The sequence below is a fragment of the Ignatzschineria sp. PL_is040 genome (assembly GCF_055813795.1).
In genome coordinates this window covers 44,324-64,446 of record NZ_JBVPGU010000001.1, presented here as the reverse complement: position 1 = coordinate 64,446, position 20,123 = coordinate 44,324, and the positions used below count along the sequence as shown (strand labels likewise).

17 protein-coding genes are annotated in these 20,123 nt (G+C 40.0%); 8 read left to right on the top strand and 9 right to left on the bottom strand.

The genetic code is table 11. The features are described 5' to 3' along the window. Positions 1-61: 61 nt before the first annotated feature. From accA to AC0SAP_RS00285, 5 genes are all read left to right on the top strand, one after another. Positions 62-1,021, top strand: coding sequence for an acetyl-CoA carboxylase carboxyl transferase subunit alpha (gene accA / locus AC0SAP_RS00305; RefSeq protein ID WP_094568293.1), 960 nt, complete (start codon positions 62-64; stop codon positions 1,019-1,021). A gap of 167 nt (positions 1,022-1,188) precedes the next feature. Further along, positions 1,189-2,091 (top strand): ATP-binding protein, encoded by a 903-nt coding sequence (locus AC0SAP_RS00300; RefSeq protein ID WP_473382311.1) that lies wholly within the window; start codon positions 1,189-1,191, stop codon positions 2,089-2,091. Positions 2,092-2,257: 166 nt separating this feature from the next. Beyond that, positions 2,258-3,277, top strand: coding sequence for an SIS domain-containing protein (locus AC0SAP_RS00295; RefSeq protein WP_094568236.1), 1,020 nt, complete (start codon positions 2,258-2,260; stop codon positions 3,275-3,277). Between the two features lie 336 nt (positions 3,278-3,613). Further along, positions 3,614-4,804: an N-acetylglucosamine-6-phosphate deacetylase gene (nagA, locus tag AC0SAP_RS00290; protein WP_473382310.1), complete on the top strand. Its 1,191-nt coding sequence runs from the start codon at positions 3,614-3,616 to the stop codon at positions 4,802-4,804. 191 nt (positions 4,805-4,995) lie between these two features. Then, complete coding sequence (locus AC0SAP_RS00285; RefSeq protein WP_473382309.1) at positions 4,996-5,898, top strand: AEC family transporter; 903 nt, start codon at positions 4,996-4,998, stop codon at positions 5,896-5,898. A 75-nt stretch (positions 5,899-5,973) separates the two neighbouring features. Here AC0SAP_RS00285 and ttcA read toward each other — a convergent pair whose 3' ends face one another. The 4 genes from ttcA to AC0SAP_RS00265 form a co-directional block, all read right to left on the bottom strand. After that, positions 5,974-6,861, bottom strand: coding sequence for a tRNA 2-thiocytidine(32) synthetase TtcA (gene ttcA / locus AC0SAP_RS00280; protein WP_473382308.1), 888 nt, complete (start codon positions 6,859-6,861; stop codon positions 5,974-5,976). A 247-nt stretch (positions 6,862-7,108) separates the two neighbouring features. After that, positions 7,109-8,992: an ATP-dependent zinc metalloprotease FtsH gene (gene ftsH / locus AC0SAP_RS00275; RefSeq protein ID WP_286478910.1), complete on the bottom strand. Its 1,884-nt coding sequence runs from the start codon at positions 8,990-8,992 to the stop codon at positions 7,109-7,111. A gap of 286 nt (positions 8,993-9,278) precedes the next feature. Further along, positions 9,279-9,917 (bottom strand): 23S rRNA (uridine(2552)-2'-O)-methyltransferase RlmE, encoded by a 639-nt coding sequence (gene rlmE / locus AC0SAP_RS00270; protein ID WP_094568241.1) that lies wholly within the window; start codon positions 9,915-9,917, stop codon positions 9,279-9,281. A 296-nt stretch (positions 9,918-10,213) separates the two neighbouring features. After that, the gene (locus AC0SAP_RS00265) at positions 10,214-10,555 is read right to left on the bottom strand and encodes a hypothetical protein (protein ID WP_473382306.1); all 342 of its coding nucleotides are present in this window, start codon (positions 10,553-10,555) and stop codon (positions 10,214-10,216) included. On the opposite strand from AC0SAP_RS00265, the gene yhbY reads away from it, so the two are divergent. After that, positions 10,554-10,862: a ribosome assembly RNA-binding protein YhbY gene (gene yhbY, locus AC0SAP_RS00260; protein WP_094568243.1), complete on the top strand. Its 309-nt coding sequence runs from the start codon at positions 10,554-10,556 to the stop codon at positions 10,860-10,862. The two genes, AC0SAP_RS00265 and yhbY, sit on opposite strands and share 2 nt — an antisense overlap. Before the next feature lie 169 nt (positions 10,863-11,031). On the opposite strand, the gene AC0SAP_RS00255 is transcribed toward yhbY, so the two are convergent. Further along, positions 11,032-11,760 carry a thioredoxin fold domain-containing protein gene (locus AC0SAP_RS00255; protein ID WP_286478903.1) on the bottom strand — a complete coding sequence of 243 codons (729 nt, stop codon included), beginning with the start codon at positions 11,758-11,760 and terminating at the stop codon, positions 11,032-11,034. 205 nt (positions 11,761-11,965) lie between these two features. Beyond that, positions 11,966-12,865 carry a site-specific tyrosine recombinase XerD gene (gene xerD / locus AC0SAP_RS00250; RefSeq protein WP_473382304.1) on the bottom strand — a complete coding sequence of 300 codons (900 nt, stop codon included), beginning with the start codon at positions 12,863-12,865 and terminating at the stop codon, positions 11,966-11,968. A gap of 307 nt (positions 12,866-13,172) precedes the next feature. On the opposite strand from xerD, the gene AC0SAP_RS00245 reads away from it, so the two are divergent. Beyond that, positions 13,173-15,083 (top strand): Na/Pi cotransporter family protein, encoded by a 1,911-nt coding sequence (locus tag AC0SAP_RS00245; protein WP_473382303.1) that lies wholly within the window; start codon positions 13,173-13,175, stop codon positions 15,081-15,083. Between the two features lie 402 nt (positions 15,084-15,485). Further along, complete coding sequence (locus AC0SAP_RS00240; RefSeq protein WP_473382302.1) at positions 15,486-16,247, top strand: hypothetical protein; 762 nt, start codon at positions 15,486-15,488, stop codon at positions 16,245-16,247. Between the two features lie 385 nt (positions 16,248-16,632). Here AC0SAP_RS00240 and AC0SAP_RS00235 read toward each other — a convergent pair whose 3' ends face one another. The 3 genes from AC0SAP_RS00235 to yidC all read right to left on the bottom strand — a co-directional run bounded on the left by AC0SAP_RS00235 (position 16,633) and on the right by yidC (position 20,123). Next, on the bottom strand, positions 16,633-16,860 hold the full coding sequence (locus tag AC0SAP_RS00235) for a DUF3820 family protein (RefSeq protein WP_473382301.1): 228 nt from the start codon (positions 16,858-16,860) through the stop codon (positions 16,633-16,635). A 120-nt stretch (positions 16,861-16,980) separates the two neighbouring features. Beyond that, positions 16,981-18,309: a tRNA uridine-5-carboxymethylaminomethyl(34) synthesis GTPase MnmE gene (gene mnmE, locus AC0SAP_RS00230; protein ID WP_473382300.1), complete on the bottom strand. Its 1,329-nt coding sequence runs from the start codon at positions 18,307-18,309 to the stop codon at positions 16,981-16,983. 68 nt (positions 18,310-18,377) lie between these two features. Beyond that, positions 18,378-20,123, bottom strand: coding sequence for a membrane protein insertase YidC (gene yidC / locus AC0SAP_RS00225; protein WP_473382298.1), 1,746 nt, complete (start codon positions 20,121-20,123; stop codon positions 18,378-18,380).

Sequence of the window (20,123 nt, the reverse complement as noted above, 5' to 3'; positions counted from 1 at the left end):
TTACTATTGCCCTAATATATGCTATTTTATAGGGCATATCGAATTTCTTAGGAGTATTGTGTTGAATACGAATTACCTCGATTTTGAAGCCCCTATTTATGAGCTTCAAACTAAAATAAATGAGCTCCAGAATTGGGCTCAAGACGCAGATATTGATGTATCGGATAAAATTGAAGCCTTAGAAAAGAAGAAGAATGCAAAATTAGAGCAGATCTTTTCTAAGCTCACATCGTGGGAGATCACACAACTCGCACGCCATCCTTTACGTCCTTATACCCTAGATTACATCAATCTTATTTGTGAGGATTTCCAAGAACTCCATGGTGACCGCGCTTATGCAGATGATGCAGCAATCGTTGGCGGTTTAGCGAGAATTGAGGGCCGAACAGTCATGGTGATTGGTCATCAAAAGGGACGCGATACCAAGGAGAAGATCAGACGTAACTTCGGTATGCCTCGCCCTGAAGGATATCGCAAAGCACTTCGTCTCATGAAGCTTGCTGAGCGCTTTAATGTTCCGATCATCACCTTTATCGATACACCTGGAGCATATCCTGGTATTGGGGCTGAAGAGCGTGGACAGAGTGAGGCAATTGCTCGTAACTTATTAGAGATGAGCAAATTACGCGTGCCTATCATCTGCACCGTAACAGGTGAAGGTGGCTCTGGCGGTGCATTAGCGATCGCTGTAGGTGACAAAGTGATGATGCTTCAATACTCTATCTACTCTGTTATTTCCCCTGAAGGCTGTGCTTCTATTCTCTGGAAAAGTGCAGAGAAAAATAAGGAAGCGGCTGAAGCGATGGGTGTAACAGCAGAGAAGAATCGAGAAGCAAAACTGATCGATGAAATCATTGAAGAGCCTCAAGGTGGAGCGCATCGCAACTATAAAGAGATGAGCGATAATATCAAAAAAGAGATTCTTGAAGCATTAGATCAATTATCTCAACTCTCTGTAGAGGAATTACTTGCACAACGTTATGATAAGATCATGGCATATGGGCAGTATAAAGAGAAATAAGCCTATAAAATAGCAGATAAGAGACGATTTTATGAAAAATAAAATCGTCTTTTCTTATGGGGAAAATTAAACCCCACAGCCCATCATGACTATCAGTCATAACTGGCCAAACATAACGATAATAATTTCAAAAAAGATCAAGAGCATACCAATCTGGAGGGAGATTTATGGAAAAAATTAGAACTCTTTTAGAGAAAATTAGTAAGAGTATTGATCGTTTAGAACCACTCTTTCCACCTGATCATACAGCCATCAACTTTGCAGAAAATGTTGCATTTCGCTGGGCAAAAAAGAGCTACTCACCTTTTGGACAGCTTCTCCCCATTAAAAACCCGGCAACTATCTCTTTTGAGCAACTTGTTGGAATTGAGAAACAGATTACAACTATCCGCCAAAATACCGAACAGTTTTTAGCGCAATTACCGGCAAATAACCTACTCTTGACCGGCGCGCGCGGAACTGGAAAATCCTCCCTGATCAAAGCAACCTTAGCCTCTTATCACAAAGATGGATTAAAGATGGTTGAAATTGATAGTCAAGATCTTGAGGATCTTCCTGAGCTCCTTTCACTATTAGAAGAGCTCCCCTACCCTTTCATTATCTTCTGTGATGACCTCTCCTTTGAGTCTGGCGATCCCGCTTATAAACCGCTAAAAGCAATGTTGGATGGCTCCCTCTCGAGCCCGGCAAAAAACATTCTTCTCTACGCCACTTCTAATCGACGCCATCTATTACCTGAATCGATGCAAGATAATCTTAATCAATATGAAGCGCAGGAGATTCACCCACAAGAGGCGATCGAAGAGAAGATCTCACTCTCAGAGAGATTTGGATTATGGGTCTCTTTCTACCCACCTTCACAAAAAGAGTATCTTGCGATGGTGAAAAGTTGGCTCTATCAATTAGCCCCCGATCTCCCTTATAATGAGGATGTTGAACGAAAAGCGTTGCAATTTACTCAGAGCCGCGGCTCTCGCAGTGGCCGTATCGCCTATCAATTTGCAAAAGATTTTGTCGGTAGCTCGCAATTAGCCGCTTTGCAGAAAGCAAAAGAAGTAGTTAACCACTAAAAAGAGAAAAATATGATGGAAGTAATATGATGGAAGTACTCATAAAACTACTGATATAAACCAATAACAGCGTTAATCAAAACGGTATAATGATCAAAAAATGATAGACTGAGAGCCCTATCTCAACCTCTATCTCATTAATATTTAGCAAAATAAGGAATAAACAATGTCGACCTACATGGCTAAAGAGATTTTAGATATCCCCAATGTTATCGAGCATCAAAATGAAGCAAATGCTTCTACATTGATCGCACTTGCGGAGTATCTCAAGAAAAAGCAACCTAATCAGATTATTACATTAGGTCGAGGGAGCTCCTACAATGCATCTATTTATGGGAAGTATCTCTTTGAAACAGGATTAGGGGTTCCCGTCTCTGTTGCTGCGCCCTCCTTAGCTACTGTCTATCAACGCGCACTCAAAACTGATAATGCCATTTTGATTGTCACATCTCAATCTGGTAAAAGTCCAGACCTTATCACTTTTGCAAAGATGATGCGCGCACAAGGGACTAAGGTCATCGGTATTATCAATGATGAAGAATCCCCACTTGCTAAAGAGTGTGATTTTCTCTTTGGTATTAAAGCCGGGGAAGAAAAGAGTGTTGCCGCAACTAAAAGCTTTGTCGGAAGCCTCTCAATCTATGCCGCTATTTTTGCTGCATGGAGCGAAGATGGTGCTTTAGCAGATGCCCTTCTTAACCTCCCATTAGCCTTAGAAGAGGCTGTTAATAGTGAGTGGCCAACACTGATTGATCATCTCTCTCATGCAAAAGATCTCTTCATTATCGGTCGTGGCGTAGGTCTCAGTGCTGCGGTAGAGGCTGCACTAAAGTTGAAGGAGACCTGCCAAATTCATGCTGAAGGAATCTCAGCATCAGAAATTTTCCACGGATCAGTATCATTAATTACCCCACAATATCCCGTCATTAGCTTTATTGGCTCGGATCAATCTCGAGCATCCTGCTTAGAGATTAATAAAAAGTTAGAAGGTTATGGGGCACAAGTCTTCTCTGTGGCATCAAAAGCGGGAGATGAATATACCTTAGCCGTTCCAGAGGTTCACCCTCTTCTTCAACCATTAGTTCAGATTACCGCATACTACCGGGTGATCGAGAAGCTCTCTAAACATCGTGGCCTAGATCCTGATCTACCCCCTAATCTTAAAAAAGTGACTGAGACGCTATAAGCTACTGCTTCAAAGAGTGTCATTCTAGATAGATGCGTTATCTCTCTTAAGACACTCTTTGATCTCTCTTTCACCTCCTTCTAGATCTTATTTTGTAAAATTAAGAGCTTATAAAGTGAAAAAGAGATACAAGCAAGAGATATAGTAGGAGATGCAATAAAATGATAAAAAATTTAAATAGTTGCTTCTCTTCTTCATTAAAAAAATAGGATTGTCACTGACACTCAACAGGACTAGAATACTTTCAGTCTCTATTTCCTAAAGAAAATACCTTCTGTTTAATACATAATACCGGCACAATATCAGCCTAATATCAGTCCAGTGTCATAATAAATCATGAATCAAAATATTGCTCTTGTTGCTCCCACAATCTTTGATGGCATGCAACTACTCAAAGAGTCAGCCATCTTATTAAAAAATGATCTTATTGAAGCGATCATTCCTCTCCAAAATATTCCCTCCTCCTACTCTATAAAAGAGTATCGTGGTACATTGCTCCCAGGATTTATCGATCTACAGGTTAATGGTGGTGGAGGAATACTCTTTAATGATGCCCCCAATCTTCTCGGCATATCCCAAATTTTAAAAGCACATCGAGCAAGAGGAACAGCGGCACTTCTTCCCACGCTCATTACTGCTACAGATGAGGTGATCAAAAGAGGATTGGAGGCCGTTTCAGAGGGGATGGAGAAAAAGTTTCCAGGGTTACTTGGAATCCATATTGAGGGACCGATGATCAATCCTGAACGTAAAGGGATCCATAAAGCAGATAATATCCGACTTCTGAGTGATGAGATGATCGATCTGATCGCCTCTTATACAGAAATCCCTCGCCTCATTACCCTAGCCCCTGAAATGGTGCCGCTCCCCATTATTGAAAAGCTTACTCAATCAGGTGCAATTATCTTTGCCGGACATACCGAATGCCCTCCTGATCTCCTTCATAGAGCTATAGCGGCCGGCGTTAAAGGATTTACCCATCTCTATAATGCGATGCCACAAATGAGCTCCCGCAATCCGGCAACGACCGGTTATGCCATTCAATCGAAAGAGAGTTATGTTTCTATTATCAATGATACTTTTCATGTTGATCCTTTAATGGTGAAGCTAGCTTATCAAAGTAAGCCTAAAGGAAAACTCTTTATTGTCAGTGATGCCATGAGTTCTATCGGCAGTGATCAAAAATCATTCTACTTAGATGATCAGCAAATTTATGTCGATCAAGGGCGCTTAACAAATAATCAAGGAACGCTTGCCGGTGCCCATATCGATATGGCTTGCTCTATTCTCAATGCAATCGATCTTCTCGATATCCCTCTAGAAGAAGCACTCGCTTTGGGGACATCGATCCCGGCAACTCTCATTTATCAGAAAGATCAGAAAGAGCAGAAAAGCTCTAGAAATTACGGTTTTCTCCAAAAAGGGGCACCTGCCTATATCAATCTATTAAAAGAGGGAGTGATTACTCCCCTTAATTTCGAATCATGCCCCTCTACTCAAGCAAACTCAGACTTTGAGATGGGATAATAGAGTGATCTATATTAAAGTGGTAGAGAGCAAAAAAGGAGATGATTTTCTCATTAGCTGACTCATCAGCTCCTTCATCAATCTCCTCATTGCACTCTCCTCTATCGGATTAAAAATACTCACTCTCTTTCTCTTCTTGCTCTAAAACACCCCTTAGTGCAAAAGAGGGTATATTGGATGGATCAGCCTTTATGAATGGAATTATCTTAATATTGATATGCCTTGTAATAGGTAAACTTGTCACACGTACAATCAGCTGCAAAAGCGAATTTATCTACTCTCTCAATCGCGTTGCGATCACAGTTGCACTGCCGGCGTTAATACTCGATAAAGTTCATTCACAAACCTTCTCTTTAGATGCCCTCTTCCCACTACTCTCGCCCTGGGTGCTTTTCTTAGTAACAATCATCCTCATCTATATCATCAAAATATTTATTCCGATGTCTCGCATCACTACCGGGACACTCATTTTACTTGCAGGAACTGCAAATACCTCATTTGTCGGTGTCCCCTTGATACAGGCAATGATGGGAACAGAAGAGTATCTTGGAATCGCATTGTGGGTTGATCAATCAAACTTTATTCTTCTCTTTACACTCGGTGCTTTTATCGCTGACTTCTATAGTGGTGAAAAGATCTCTATTCGTAAAAACTTACATGCTTTAATTAAATATCCTCCAATTATTGCTCTGATCTTCGCCTTCCTCCTCAAGCCCTTTACCTACCCAGCCTTTATAACTTTCACTTTAGAGTCTCTCAGTAGCCTCATTACCCCGCTGACCATGATCTCTGTTGGAGCAAACTTAACGATACCTCGTAATAGAAAACTCATCGGTTATCTAACGATCGGTCTTACTATTAAACTCATTATCCTACCACTCTTTATTCTTGCCACCCTTCTCTTTATCTATGCATCCTCTAATATCTACATCAATCAGATTGTCTTGATGCAAGCGGGCATGGCACCGATGGTGATTGCTGTTATTATTGCGCTTGAGCGCGGACTCGATGGAGAACTCGCCTCCATTATGACCGCTATCGGTATCCCCATCTCATTTTTAACAGTCCCACTCTTCTACTATCTCGTCATCTAATATCTCAATAATAAACTGATCAAAAAACCCCAAGGTTCAATAAAAACCTTGGGGTGTAATTCGAGACAGAAATTTTTAAGATTTCACATATTCACTATTTGTTGAAAATGCTTCAAAATCGAAAAGGTCGCTGTCACATAGCTGGGAGAGACGAATATTCTTTGTTGCTCTAAAAATATTATCGATTCTTCCGGGTGACTCTCGCTCCCATTGCTGCAATAGCTTCTTCACCTCTTGTCGCTGTAGTCCCTCTTGAGAGCCACATAGATTACAAGGAATAATTGGAAACTCACGTAATTGGGCATAAGCGGCAATATCTGCTTCACTACAGTAACTGAGAGGACGAATAACAATATTATCAGCATCTTCACTCCGCAACTTTGGTGGCATCGCTTTCATTGTTCCCCCAAAAAACATATTCATAAAGAGAGTCTCAACAATATCGTCACGATGATGTCCTAAAGCAATCTTATTATAGCCATGCTCTTTAGCAAATGAGTAGAGAGAACCTCGACGTAACCGAGAACAGAGGCTACACATCGTCTTATCGGGTGCAATTTTCTCTGTCACAATTGAATAGGTATCTTGTTCAATAATATGATATGGCACACCAATACTCTCTAGATATTGGGGGAGTATCTCTTCAGGAAAACCGGGTTGCTTTTGATCAAGATTAACCGCTAAAATCTCAAATGAGATCGGCGCATGCCTCTGCAGAATCATAAGAAGATCTAACAGCGTGTAAGAATCCTTCCCACCCGAGAGACAAACCATGATGCGATCTCCTTCCTCAATCATCTTATAATCCATCACGGCTCTTCCTACTTGATGACGCAGACGTTTTTGCAATTGAGAAAATGAGAGTTTTTCAGCTTGTTTAGCTTCTGAAGGTTGTTGTACTACCGGAGGCTCTTTTGATGCTAACTCTGTAATAATCCCAATATTTTTAAACTGCTGACTCATCGTTTTCACTACCCCATTTCGTATTTCGTATTTCGTATTTCGTATTTCGTATTTCGTATTTCGTATTTCGTATTTCAAATTTTATATTTCAAAATTAGATCCCATCAAGCAATGATCTATAAATAGTGATCTATTCTAAAGGAAAAGTAATCTAATGAAAATAGCGTTTGAGCCAAAATAAAAGAGCTACCCTCTTTCGAGGATAGCTCTCTTCAAATCTCCTTTAAACTTAAAGTCAGAGTGACTATTAAGAGACAATATCTACTTTAGGTGGTCCACTGATATCTAAGGAAGCCGGATCCTCATCATGCTTCTTATCTAAACCGCGAACAGGACGTCCTTCCATAATATCTTCAACTTGATCGGCATCGATTGTCTCGATCTCTAACAATACTTCTGCCATCTTATGAAGCTTATCGATATCGCTCTCTAAAACTTCTACTGCACGAGCATAGTTTCGATCAATAATCGCTCTGACCTCAAGATCAATTTGACGCGCTGTCTCATCAGAAACTCCAGAAGCATGGCCTGAATGTCCCCCTAAGTAGGATTCATTTCCTTCAGAGTAAGAGATAAAGCCCATTTTTTCAGATAAACCCCACTCTGTTACCATCTTCTTAGCAAGATTCGTCGCATGCTGAATATCACTTGCTGCCCCGGTTGTTACGGCATCATAACCAAAGATCAACTCTTCTGCTATGCGACCACCAAAGACCATCGCTAATTTATTTTCTAACCACATTCTCGGAACACTTACATGATCACGCTCGGGAAGTGTCATTGTGACCCCTAAAGCTCGACCTCTTGGAATAATCGTTACTTTATAGACAGGATCTGACTTTAAACGATAACCAATAATAGCATGCCCTGCTTCATGATAGGCAGTGAGCTTTTTATCATCATCAGTCATCTGCATCGAGCTTCTTGCTGCTCCCATCATGATCTTATCTTTTGCTTCTTCAAGATCATAAAGTGTAACTTGATCCTGATTTTTACGCGCAGCAAAGAGTGCCGCCTCATTGACTAAGTTAGCAAGATCTGCTCCTGAGAAGCCTGGCGTACCGCGTGCAATCTGCTCAATATCCACATCACTACTTGCAGGAACATTACGAAGATGCACTTTAAGAATCGCTATACGCCCCTTCACATCAGGAAGCGGAACAACAACTTGTCGATCGAAACGACCCGGGCGTAATAACGCTGGGTCTAAAACATCAGGTCGGTTTGTTGCGGCAATAATGATAACCCCTTGGTTATCTGCAAATCCATCCATCTCAACAAGAAGCTGATTCAAGGTCTGCTCACGTTCATCATGTCCACCACCCATTCCTGATCCACGATGACGACCAACCGCATCGATCTCATCAATAAAGATAATACAGGGGGCATGTTTTTTCGCCTGCTCAAACATATCTCGAACACGTGAAGCGCCAACCCCTACAAACATCTCCATAAAGTCAGAACCAGAGATGGTAAAGAATGGTACTTTTGCCTCACCGGCAATCGCTTTTGCCAATAATGTCTTACCCGTACCTGGAGAGCCCACCATCAAAATACCACGGGGAATCTTTCCGCCCAATTTTTGGAATCGTCCTGGGTTTCTTAAGAAATCAACAATTTCACCCACTTCCTGTTTCGCCTCATCAGCACCCGCTACATCCGCAAAGGTCGTCTTAATCTGATCTTGCGTTAACATCTTCGCTTTCGACTTACCAAAGCTCATCGGTCCACCTTTACCGCCACCACCCGATTGGCGCATCATAAAGAGGAAGAATCCTAAGAGTAGGAGTATCGGTAACAGATTCAAGAAGATTGAGAGAAACAATCCTTGAGTTCTTAATGATTTACCTGTAAAGCGAACACCATGATCAATTAAACTCTGAATCAGAGGGCCATTATTTGTTTCAGGATTGTAGGTTGAAAATCGAACGTTATCTGAGGTTACCCCTTCAATATTCGCGCTCGCAGGACCGCTCATGCTAACTTCTCGCACTTGTCCATTTTCTACCTGCTTTAAAAATTCTGAATAGGGGATTTCTCGACCCCCACTGCCGCCAAAGCCTTGAAATAGCATAAATACAAAAATACCTATTCCAAGCCATAAAGCTATATCTCTTCCCTTGTACTTCAAAAGACTAACCTCGATTTTATAGTTGAAATCAATTGATAATATGTAAACAATTCTACTTTACTACGTCAGATTCGATGATTGCACTTAGATTTGCCTACTCATTTTTACCAAAAAGCAATATAGAAGTCTATCACGCTTTGAGAGTAATTCCTCATAATCTGAGGCCTTTTTTTCTCATTTCAAGCGACCTCTAAATGCTTTTTGAAATATCATTTACGATTAATAGCGAGATTGATTTACGCATCCCCGCCCTTATCCTAAGATGATGGGGATGAAATCAATACTTTCAATCCTCATCTCTTCCCTTAAAACCTTTTGCTAAGAGATAGATCTCAGCACTTCTCGCACGAGAAGCCTTCGGTTTTCTTGTCACTACTTTTGTAAAGTTCTTCTGTAAATCCTTGTAATACTCCTGAAATCCCTCCCCTTGGAAGATCTTCAAAAGAAAATCGCCACCCGGCTTAAGATTACCCTTTACAAAATCTAATGCTAATTCGAGCAGATACATCGTTTTAGGTTGATCAACCCCTTTAATACCACTCATATTAGGCGCCATATCAGAAAGAACAACATCCACTAAACGTCCATCTAATACTTCCAGCAACTCATCAAGCACCTCATCTTCCCGGAAATCCCCCTGAATAAAGTGAACGCCGGCAAGTGGATCTATAGGTAGCAGATCTAGACCAATGACAACACCATGATCCCCTACGCGATGCATCGCATATTGAGACCAACTACCTGGGGCTGCACCGAGATCTACCACAGTCATTCCTGATCGAAACAGACGATCTTTCTCATCAATCTCTTGAAGTTTATAGATTGCCCGAGAACGCCACCCTTCTCGCTTTGATCGCAATACATACTCATCGTCCATATGCTCTTTAAGCCATCTTGTACTACTTGCGCTTCTCTTCTTTGCCATAATTTTTACTCTTTTATTACTTTTAATTTTTGCTTTTTAATTTTTGATTTTTGCTTTTTGCTTTTATTTTTAAGCTGTTACATTACTATTGTTATAGTGCTGTTTTTACCATTTTTTCATCATCTAATAGCACCACTCAAAGAGAACAATCCATATCCAATGCTACTGTTTAACTATTTAATTGATTAATAATTGATTAATAATTGATTAATAATTGATTAATTAGTTGATTAGCTAATTAACTACTGAGCTCTCCATCTCTATGCATCCTTAAGATATCCTATTAGGTATATGCACTATGAATCTTGATCTGGTGTCTCTCCTATTTGTGTCGATCTCTCAGCCTTCTTCTTTTTATCCTCATTTTCTGCTTCAATCTTCGCCTCTATCGCATGATACTGAAGGAGAAAAGATCGCCCTCGCCCTACAAGATAGAGCGCGCCACAAAGACCAAAAAAGAGTAACAATCCTAGCTCTACCGCTGGAGTGAAATTCATAAATTGAATTGCAACTAACAAAATAATACCGGCAAGTAGTAGACTCACCGCTAACACCTTCAAATTTTTAAAAAGATGACGAAGCTGCGCTTGATGTGATACGCTAATCTCTTTATTTCGAGAACTATTTTCATTACTCATGACACAAATTAAACTCACAATTGAACATATCAAATTTCTTAAAGGTAAAGCCCATCATCTTGATCCGGTGCTTATTTTAGGTGATAAAGGCGTTACAGAAAGCTTCATCAAAGAGGCTGACAAAGCGCTTGCACATCACGAGCTTATTAAGATTAAACTCGCAGGTCGTGATCGTGAAGAGAGAGAGTCTATCACAGAAGAGATCGTTACTGCACTCAATGCAACTCTCATCCAGAAAATAGGCGCAATGATTATTCTCTTTAGACGTAATCACGAAGCACCTAAAATCTTCTTCAACTTCAAATAAATTAACAAATTAATCAAATTAGTCGATCTTTAATTCGGTAATTCGGTCTTTGATCGATCATTAATAAGCTAAAAATTTAAATTAGAAGAGAACAAAAGGTCATCCTATCTTTTAAGATGACCTTTCTTTTATCTATTCAAGAGATAAAAATCCAACAAGCGCTATAAACCTATAATTCCCTTGCATCGATACGTTTACGTAACTCTTTAGGAGGAAGATATCCTGGTAAAATAGCACCATCTTCTAAAATAATTGCCGGCGTTCCCTGCACCCCCATCTCTAAAGCAAGCTGATACTGCTCCGCTATAGGATTTTTGCAACTCGCGGGCTTAGGTTTTGCTCCACCTCGATTATCAGCAAAAGCAACAGCCTCATCTAGTGCTTTATTGCGATCATCAGCACACCAAACAGATACCATCTCTTGATACCCTTCTGAGTTAAGTCCACGGTAAGGGAATCCTACATAGCGGATCGTAATCCCTTCTGCTAAATAATCATCAATCTGTGAATGAAGCATACGACAAAATGGACAATCTGTTGTTGTAAATACAGTAACAACATGCTCCTCTTTCGGTGATTGATAGACCACCATATCAGCAGGATCTAATTTAGCAATCTTCTCTTTATTTTGTCGATTGGCATAGTTTTCACTCATATTGACCCCTTTGACGAGATCAATCGCATTTCCCTCTAACATATACTTTCCATCCTTAGAGAGAAAGATAGGATAAGGGCTCTCTTTTACAAAGACCTCATACAAACCATCAATTACTGATGGCTGGACCTCTTCAACAGTGACCCCTTGAATTAAGTTATTAAAGTGCTTCAAGTTTGCATCTGCATTTGCAACTGCTGATAAGCCTAATAGAGTGGCCGAAACCAGGAGTAATTTTTTCATGAATTGCCTCTATGGATATTTTAATAATTGTCTTCTTTTATGATCAGTGTCTGCTCAATTTCTCGCTTACCTGCTCGTTCACTTTTACAGGACACTTTTTCACAATAATGTAGAGAGTGTATCGTATTCACTTACAATGTAAATAGAATATCGTAAAGATCAAACACTTTTTATCAGCACTCTTTTCCAGTCAACGCACCTGTCATTACCCTCTTGGGTGATTTAAAGCATGTAACTGTTTTAGTCGCTCTTTAGCAACATGAGTATAAATTTGTGTGGTAGAGAGACTACTATGACCTAATAAGAGTTGCACTACCCGCAGATCAGCACCATTGTTAACTAAGTGAGTTGCAAATGCATGGCGTAAGGTGTGGGGCGAAACCTCTCCTTGAATACCGACTTCTTGGACATATTTCTTTATGACATACCAGAAAGCCTGCCGAGACATTGCCGTCCCCCGATTACTCACAAAGAGGGTATTACTCGCGCGATCCTTAAGAAGCAGCGGTCTTGATCGATCGATATAGCTTTTTACAGCCTCTAAAGCGACCTCACCAATAGGAACTAAACGCTCTTTATCCCCTTTCCCAACAACACGCACATACCCCACTTCAAAATTAATTTGACTATATTGCAAAGAGATTAACTCTGTCACACGGAAACCACAGGAATAGAGAATCTCCAACATTGCATAATCTCTTAAACCTATTGGCGTTGATCGATCCGGTGCGTTGAGAAGCGCAACAACCTCCTCTTGCGAAATAGATACCGGAAGCGGTTTATGAAACTTAGGCAGCTTAATTTTCTCTGCAGGATTCCCCTCATTGACTTTCTCAAGCTGCAAAAAGGTATAAAAATGCTTATAGCAAGAGAGATAACGTGCAAGACTTCGCGGATTTGCATCTGCCTCAATCAGATCTTGAAAAAAATTATTAAGATCTTCTGCGCTAATTGAGACCAAATTAAGCTCACGCTCTTGTAGATAACGACTCAATTTACCAAGATCTCTAATGTAAGAATCATCTGTTTGATCACTCGCACCCTTCTCAAATATTAATGAGTCACGAAATCGCTCGATCGCAACTGCATCATCTAACCACTCCATTTTTTGCTTTAATGCTCCTATCTTTACTCTACCTATCTTTACTCTAAGTTATGATTAAGCGTTATGACTCAGTGTCACTCTCTTCCCACTCTCTCTTTTGAGCATCCCCGACCCGATACTTGCTCAAAGCGCTCTAATAATTTGAGCAATAGGTCAACACTACCTATAATAACCTCTTTCACTCAATTCTTTCTGCATCTAATGTCTGCAGCAAGCAGATGTAGTTATTAGATACAATCGATTATCCGCAACTATATAAATTTACGCTATCTAATTTAATTGATCTAGATAATTTAAGCGAGGCAATGTGGTCAAAAAACTACTTAAAAATATCGGCATCATTGTCATTACTATCCTTCTGCTCTACTCATTCTATCTCAATGGTGATTGGCTTGAGTTGTGTGCTGGTCTTGCCTTCTTCCTCTTTGGAATGCAGAGCATACAAGATGGACTAGAAAAACTTGCCGGTGGTAGATTAGAACGAATTTTAGCGAAGAGAACGGAAACGCCTTTTAAAAGCCTTCTCTTTGGAATAAGCTCAACCTTAATTTTACAATCTACCACTGTTGTTGCCTTGCTTATTATTGCCTTTATCAGTACTGGCCTTATCACTTTAACGGCCGGTATTGGTATTATTATTGGAGCCAACATTGGTTCAAGTGGTGGTATCTGGCTTTTAGCGCTTGCAGGACAAAATGTGAGCTTAGGTCCTTTTGCTTATCCGATGGTTGTGATGGGAATCCTCGCCTCCTTTGCCGGGAAAACAGCTAAAGCTGCCGGACGTGTCTTAATTGGTGTCGCATTTATTCTATTGGCGATTGATCTCATTAAGAGTGGTTTCTCTAGTTTTACAGAAGATTTTGATATCTTAAGCTATCAACTAGAAGGATGGATGGGGATCTTAATTCTTGTCTTTGTAGGAACCGCATTAACCATAGTGCTTCAATCAAGCCATGCAACAATAATGTTGATCTTGACAATGCTTGCTCTTGCCCAAATCGATGCACCTCAAGGCTATGCTTTAACGGTTGGAGCAATCGTAGGAAGTGCCTTATCTACAGGTATTTTAGGCTTTTTAGGCGGAGATCGTGCCGGCATGAGAGTTGCCGGATCGCATGTTATCTACAATACAGGAACAGCAATTGTCATTCTAATCCTACTCAAACCGATCATTACGCTACTCGATCTCTTCGCAATAAAATTAGCATTAGATCCCCTTATCCAAATTGCAGCTTTCTATACCCTCTTTAATATTGTAGGTCTTCTGCTTTTTTGGCCGCTGAAAGGGAGATTAGCGCTCTTTTTAGAAAAAATGATTCCTAACATTCCCGAGCCAAAACAGATTGTCGATTTTAGTGGCGACTATAGTGAGACAGAGGTAGAGGTTCAATATACTCCGCCTAAATATCTTCTCGATACAGCGCTCTCTTCAACACAAACAGCCACCCAAGCTGTACTTCAAGAGCTCACCTATCTCTCTAAAGTAAGCCTAGAGGTGATCTGCCACATCCTCTTTTTAAAAAGAGAGATACTATCGGCTAAAGAGGTAACTCCAGAATCTATTACCCAATATGATGATTTTGATCCTGTTGATGCAGATCTACTCTATCGAAAGCATATTAAAAATCTCTATAGTGAGCTCCTTACCTTTATCAGTAAGATTGAATATAACAAGAATGAGGAGAAGTATCAGAGCGTTCTTTCAACTTGCCAAATTATCGCCTTTAAGTTGGTCTCTGCCGTTAAAAATAGTCATCATCTGCAAAAAAATCTCAAATATTACCTCTCACGAGATCCAAGTGTGGCCCAAAACTTCTATATCCGTTTGAGAGAGTATATTGTCAGTAATTTACGGACCGTCTACTCACTACATGTCTACAATGAAGATGAATCCTCTTCTCATCTCTCCAGCGCAGAGATGAAGGAGGAATTAAAGAATCAAGCATCTCTTCTCTACCCACAACTACAAGAGATTCCCCTTGCGGAATTGATAGAGTACTCACGTAAATTTGAGAGTCAATTTCGCTCAGATGTCTACTCAGCACTCAAGAGCGGCTCAATTGATGGATTTACCACCAGTTCTATCTTAAATGATTTGAACTACTCCACACAGATCGTTGAAAGTCTATTCAATATCCTCAAGATCATCTCGCTACAAGATCAACCTTTTCTAGAAAAGATTGATGATATCTTAACAATGGAAGAAAATGATCTTTAGCAATCATTGGTAATCTCTCTCTAAAGTTGCCTTACCCTCTTTCAATAGAGGCTCTAACCTAGAGCTATTTGATGAACAAATAGCTCTTTTTTATGATTTTATTGCTTTTTACTGCGACTTCTACGCTAAAATAACGAATTAAGATGGTGGAAATTTAAATAAAATCAAACGAAGTCAAATAAAATTAAACAAATTTAGAAAAATTAGTTAATCATTGCTCTCTATAGTTTTTTTTATAAGGTAAATACCGTATAATCGGAGAGATAAACTATTTAAGTATTGAATATCATTTCAATATTCATTTCGGCATTCATTTCGATATTACTTAATCACAAATAATCACTTATTATTTACTTGTTTTTTAAATAATATATTCACTCTACAATAAGGATATTTGACTATATGAAAAATATTACAAAATTACTCTTAATCAGCTCAATCGCTTTTGCAGGTCTTGTTGCATGCTCAGATGAAGCAAAAGATCCCAAAGCGGCTGCAGTCAAACAGACTGAAGAGATTGCTAAAAAAGCGGAGAAAGAGGTAAAAAAAGCAGAGAAAGAAGTTGTTGAACAAGCTAAAAAAGAGAAAGAAGCAACTGAAAAGGCTGCAAAAGAGACTGAGAAAAAGACCATAGAGCAGGCTGAAGAGACAAGAAAAGCGGCTGAAGACGAGGCTAAAAAAGTAGAAAAAGCGGCTATTGAGAAAGCTGAAGCTGAGAAAAAGGCTGCTGAAGAAGCTAAAAAAACAGCAACAAATAGTGCTGAAGAGAAAGTTGATGAAGCAAAAGAGAAGTTAGCTGAAGCTGAAGAGAAAGCAGCAAAAAAAGCTGAAGAAGTTGCAGAAAAAGCCGCGAAAGAGAGTGAAAAAGCAGTTGATAAAGCAGCGGAGTTAAAGCGTGAAGCAACTGATAAAGTCGCAGAACAAGCTGAAAAAGCAGAAGAAGCTGCAGCAAAAGCGGTAGAAAAGTCCGTTGAAACAACAGAGAAAGCTGCTGCAGATGCTGCGAAAAAAGCTGGCGACAATATGGATAAGATCGAAGAAGCTAAAAAGGCCGCTGAAGAAGCAGCTGCTGAAATTGCAGAAGAGATGAAAAAAGCAGCTGAAGATGCTATGAACAAGACCGTTGAAGAGACTAAAAAGTCTGTAGGTGATCTTGTAAAATAGATAGAGCTTAGCTCTAAAACTTAGATCTCTTTAGAGAATCCACAAGGATTCTAAATAAAACTAGAGAACTAGAGAACTAGAGAACAAAAAAACAATAAAAAGCCATCCTCTTAATGAACTCCACCCCAAAAGTTCGACACAACTTTTGAAGTGAACCCCATTAAGAGCGATGGCTTTTACTATTTTAAGATGATCTCTTTAAGAATTTTTGATCTTTTAAATGTTTTGATTTTTTGAAGTATTTGTAAGATATCTTACAAATATACCCACCAATATACCCAAAAGGACCTAAAAGATACTTACACCATCTCTGAAGAATATATCGCAAAGAAAAAGAGATGGGAACGGAGAATGGGAGAACCTTCCTCAAAGGAGCTTTCAAACTTTAGACCTTTAATCGCCTGACTAATCCATCTGTCCCGTCGATCTTTAACATTAAAGCCAATTGCATCAACTGCCCTAACTCACCTTTTGGAAAGCCCTTATCAGCACGATTAAACCATAAAAGATACTCCTCAGGGAGATCTATCAAGATTCTTCCGGCATAACGGCCAAAAGGCATCTTGATTGTCGTCAGTTTTAATAGATTTTCTTCCGTTAGAAAGCTCTCCATACGATTAAACTCCTCATCCTTGATAGATGATCACTAAGTTAGCACTTAATAACTACTTCTTCCTAGTGTTCTTCCTAATACTTCTTCCCTATTATCTCTTTCTAATACTACTTAGCGATACTACTTACCGATACAGAAGTTAGAAAAGATCTCCCCTAAAAGGGCATCAGAACTAAACTCCCCTGTAATCTCTCCTAAAGCAATCTGAGCCAGTCGCAACTCCTCCGCTACAAGTTCAATCGCAACTTCATCTTCAATCAATGATAATGCCGTTGCAAAATGTTCTAAAACAGAACGAAGTGCTTGCAAATGACGCTCTCTCGCACTAAAGAGTCCTTCTTGTGCCTCAAAGCCGACCTGCTTTAAGATCGCATTCTTCAGTGCCTCTAACCCTTGACCATCTTTAGCACTAATTGCAATATATTTCTCATGTGCACCAATTGTTCTCCCCGATAGATCCGCCTTATTATGAATAATAATTGTAGGAATATTGAGTGCTGCTATATCGGCATCAATGCCCTCAAAAGGAGTGCGATCATCATGCATCCAGAGCACTAAATCTGCAGTTGCCGCTTCCTGTTTTGCACGCTTAATCCCCTCAGCTTCAATCTGATCTGTCGTCTCTCGAAGACCTGCTGTATCGATAACATAGAGGGGCATTCCATCCAAAATAATCTGTTCACGCAATACATCTCTTGTTGTACCTTCAATGTCGGTCACAATAGCTGTCTCTTCGCCAGATAATGCATTCAGAAGACTCGATTTTCCAGCATTAGGTCTTCCGGCAATAACAACACGAATACCATCGGTTAAAACTTTCCCATTGCCAGCAGATTTTAATAATTGAGAGACTTGATCATTTAACTCTTTTAAGCCTTTAACAACATTACCATCTGAAATAAAATCAATATCTTCTTCACTAAAATCGATCGCTGCCTCAATATAGACCCGCATCATAATAAGGGATTCTAAGAGCTCATTTACACGTTTAGAAAAATTACCTGTCAAAGAGCTCATGGCCGCTTTTGCCTGCGCTTCACTCTGACTAACAATAAGATCATGAATGGCCTCTGCTTGGACTAGATCGAGTTTTCCATTTAAAAAAGCTCGCTCAGAAAATTCTCCTCTGCGTGCCATGGTTGCCCCTAGCTCCAAAACACGATTCAAGACTCTATTGAGTACAATCACGCCTCCATGCCCTTGAAGCTCAACGACATCCTCCCCTGTAAAAGAGTTAGGTCCTTTATAGAAGAGCACAACACCCTCATCAATTGTAACGCCATCATGATCTAAAAATGGAGAAAAATAGGCATGTCTCGGCTTAAGATCTTCAAGAGTTGTCATCTTTTTAACAATCTCTAACGCTTCACTTCCCGAAATTCGGACAATGCCAATCCCCCCTATCGCGGTACTTGTTGCAATAGCTGCAATTGTTTGATCTTTTAACACTCTTATACTTCCTCATAAAAAACAATCCCCATATAGGGGATTGTAAATTGTTATCGTTAATAGTGATTTTAACTATGTTTTTTCGAGTCCCGCTCAACACGCTTCATAATAATAGTCTGTTGAAGGATTGTTAAGAGGTTGTTTGTAATCCAGTAGAGAACGATCCCTGCTGCGAACCACATGAACATGAAGGTGAAGACAACTGGAATCCACTTCATAATCTTCGCCTGCATTGGATCTGTTGGTGCTGGGTTTAAACGTTGTTGGAAGAACATCGTGATTCCCATAATGATCGGTAAAATAAAGTAAGGATCCATCTTCGATAGATCTTTAATCCATAAGATCCATGGTGCTTGACGCAACTCAACACTCTCCATCAACATCCAGAAGAGCGCAATAAAAACAGGAATCTGAATAATAATCGGCCAACAACCACCTAAAGGATTGATCTTCTCTTTACGATAGAGCTTCATCATCTCTTCCGATTGTTTTTGACGATTATCGGCATATTCTTCACGAATTAGGGCAAGCTTAGGTCCAACCTTACGCATTCTTGCCATTGAGGTATAACCCTTATTCGCAAAATAGAAGAGCGCAATCTTAACAGTAACTGTTAAAAGAATGATAGACCAACCCCAGTTACCTAAGAATGAATGATAGAACTTCAAGATCCATAACATCAATTCTGAAATTGGGCTAAACCAACCAAAGTCGAGTGTTAAATCAAGATATTCTGCAGTCTCTTCTAGCTGCTCTTTAAGCTTAGGACCGATAAAATAACGACCTTCAAAACTATGAGCTTCACCTGGCTTTACAGTAATAGGGGCTTGGTCCATCATCCGAATCACATAAGTATTTTGTGATTCATCTTTAAAGTTACCATACTGCAACGTCTGAATGACATTTTGAGTCTGCTTTGTGGCTTCTTTATCTTTACCAGGAATAGAAGCAGCGACAAAGTATTGCTCAATCATTGCAACCCAACCACCTTCACCTCTAAACTCTTTAGGACGATGCTGCACAACCTCATGCCCTTCAGCATTGAAGCCTCGCTCAGTAGTTGTCATTTTGCTATAAGCTAATTTCTCATACTTATAATCATTGTTAGGAAGAGAGAAGACGCTACCATCGAAACTTGATGCGCCAATAGCACTCCCTTTAGGGGTCTGCGGTTTCTTAGTGGCAATCTCACGATACTCTCCACCGACCCAAACTTGGTCAGAATTGTTCTGCAACTCTTGAGTATAACCAATAGTGTAGAGTCCACGCTTGAACTCATAAATCTTATTAACAGTTAATCCGCTCTCAGGATCAACATAGGTTAGAGGAACAATGATGCTCTCATCACCAGGTTGTAACTCATAATGATCTTTTTGACTGCTAAAGATAGCGTTCGTATGATTGGGCGTCCCTTCATGAGTCTGGCTCGATAATCCAGAACGAGTGACTTGGTAACGCTCGCTACTATTATCCATCACCTTAAAGGGTTTATCCTTCTCCTCTAAGCTTTCAGGATATTTAAGAAGCCCTACCTCAATAATATCACCACCCTGCTTTGCAATATTGACCGAGTACACATCTGTAACGACAGTAATATACTCATCAAGAGCAACCGCAGTTTGTACTCCTTGATCTGAGGAACCAATCATCGGGACCTGTCCATCACTATTTAGACTTCCAGTTGTACCTGGCACAACCTGCTCTACTGGCGTAAGTGGCTTAGGATCGTTGTAATCCACCCACTTCGTGTAGAGAAAATAGATGATGACAGCTAAAATCAATAAGAGAAAAAGACGCTGCTGATTATTCTGCAT

Bases quoted from the DNA above. Each gene is read 5' to 3' on its own strand.
- AC0SAP_RS00300 (WP_473382311.1), top strand. From the start codon at position 1,189: ATGGAAAAAATTAGAACTCTTTTAGAGAAAATTAGTAAGAGTATTGAT.
- AC0SAP_RS00295 (WP_094568236.1), top strand. From the start codon at position 2,258: ATGTCGACCTACATGGCTAAAGAGATTTTAGATATCCCCAATGTTATC.
- nagA (WP_473382310.1), top strand. From the start codon at position 3,614: ATGAATCAAAATATTGCTCTTGTTGCTCCCACAATCTTTGATGGCATG.
- AC0SAP_RS00285 (WP_473382309.1), top strand. From the start codon at position 4,996: ATGAATGGAATTATCTTAATATTGATATGCCTTGTAATAGGTAAACTT.
- ttcA (WP_473382308.1), bottom strand. From the start codon at position 6,861: ATGAGTCAGCAGTTTAAAAATATTGGGATTATTACAGAGTTAGCATCA.
- rlmE (WP_094568241.1), bottom strand. From the start codon at position 9,917: ATGGCAAAGAAGAGAAGCGCAAGTAGTACAAGATGGCTTAAAGAGCAT.
- yhbY (WP_094568243.1), top strand. From the start codon at position 10,554: ATGACACAAATTAAACTCACAATTGAACATATCAAATTTCTTAAAGGT.
- AC0SAP_RS00265 (WP_473382306.1), bottom strand. From the start codon at position 10,555: ATGAGTAATGAAAATAGTTCTCGAAATAAAGAGATTAGCGTATCACAT.
- AC0SAP_RS00255 (WP_286478903.1), bottom strand. From the start codon at position 11,760: ATGAAAAAATTACTCCTGGTTTCGGCCACTCTATTAGGCTTATCAGCA.
- xerD (WP_473382304.1), bottom strand. From the start codon at position 12,865: ATGGAGTGGTTAGATGATGCAGTTGCGATCGAGCGATTTCGTGACTCA.
- AC0SAP_RS00240 (WP_473382302.1), top strand. From the start codon at position 15,486: ATGAAAAATATTACAAAATTACTCTTAATCAGCTCAATCGCTTTTGCA.
- AC0SAP_RS00235 (WP_473382301.1), bottom strand. From the start codon at position 16,860: ATGGAGAGCTTTCTAACGGAAGAAAATCTATTAAAACTGACGACAATC.
- yidC (WP_473382298.1), bottom strand. From the start codon at position 20,123: ATGCAGAATAATCAGCAGCGTCTTTTTCTCTTATTGATTTTAGCTGTC.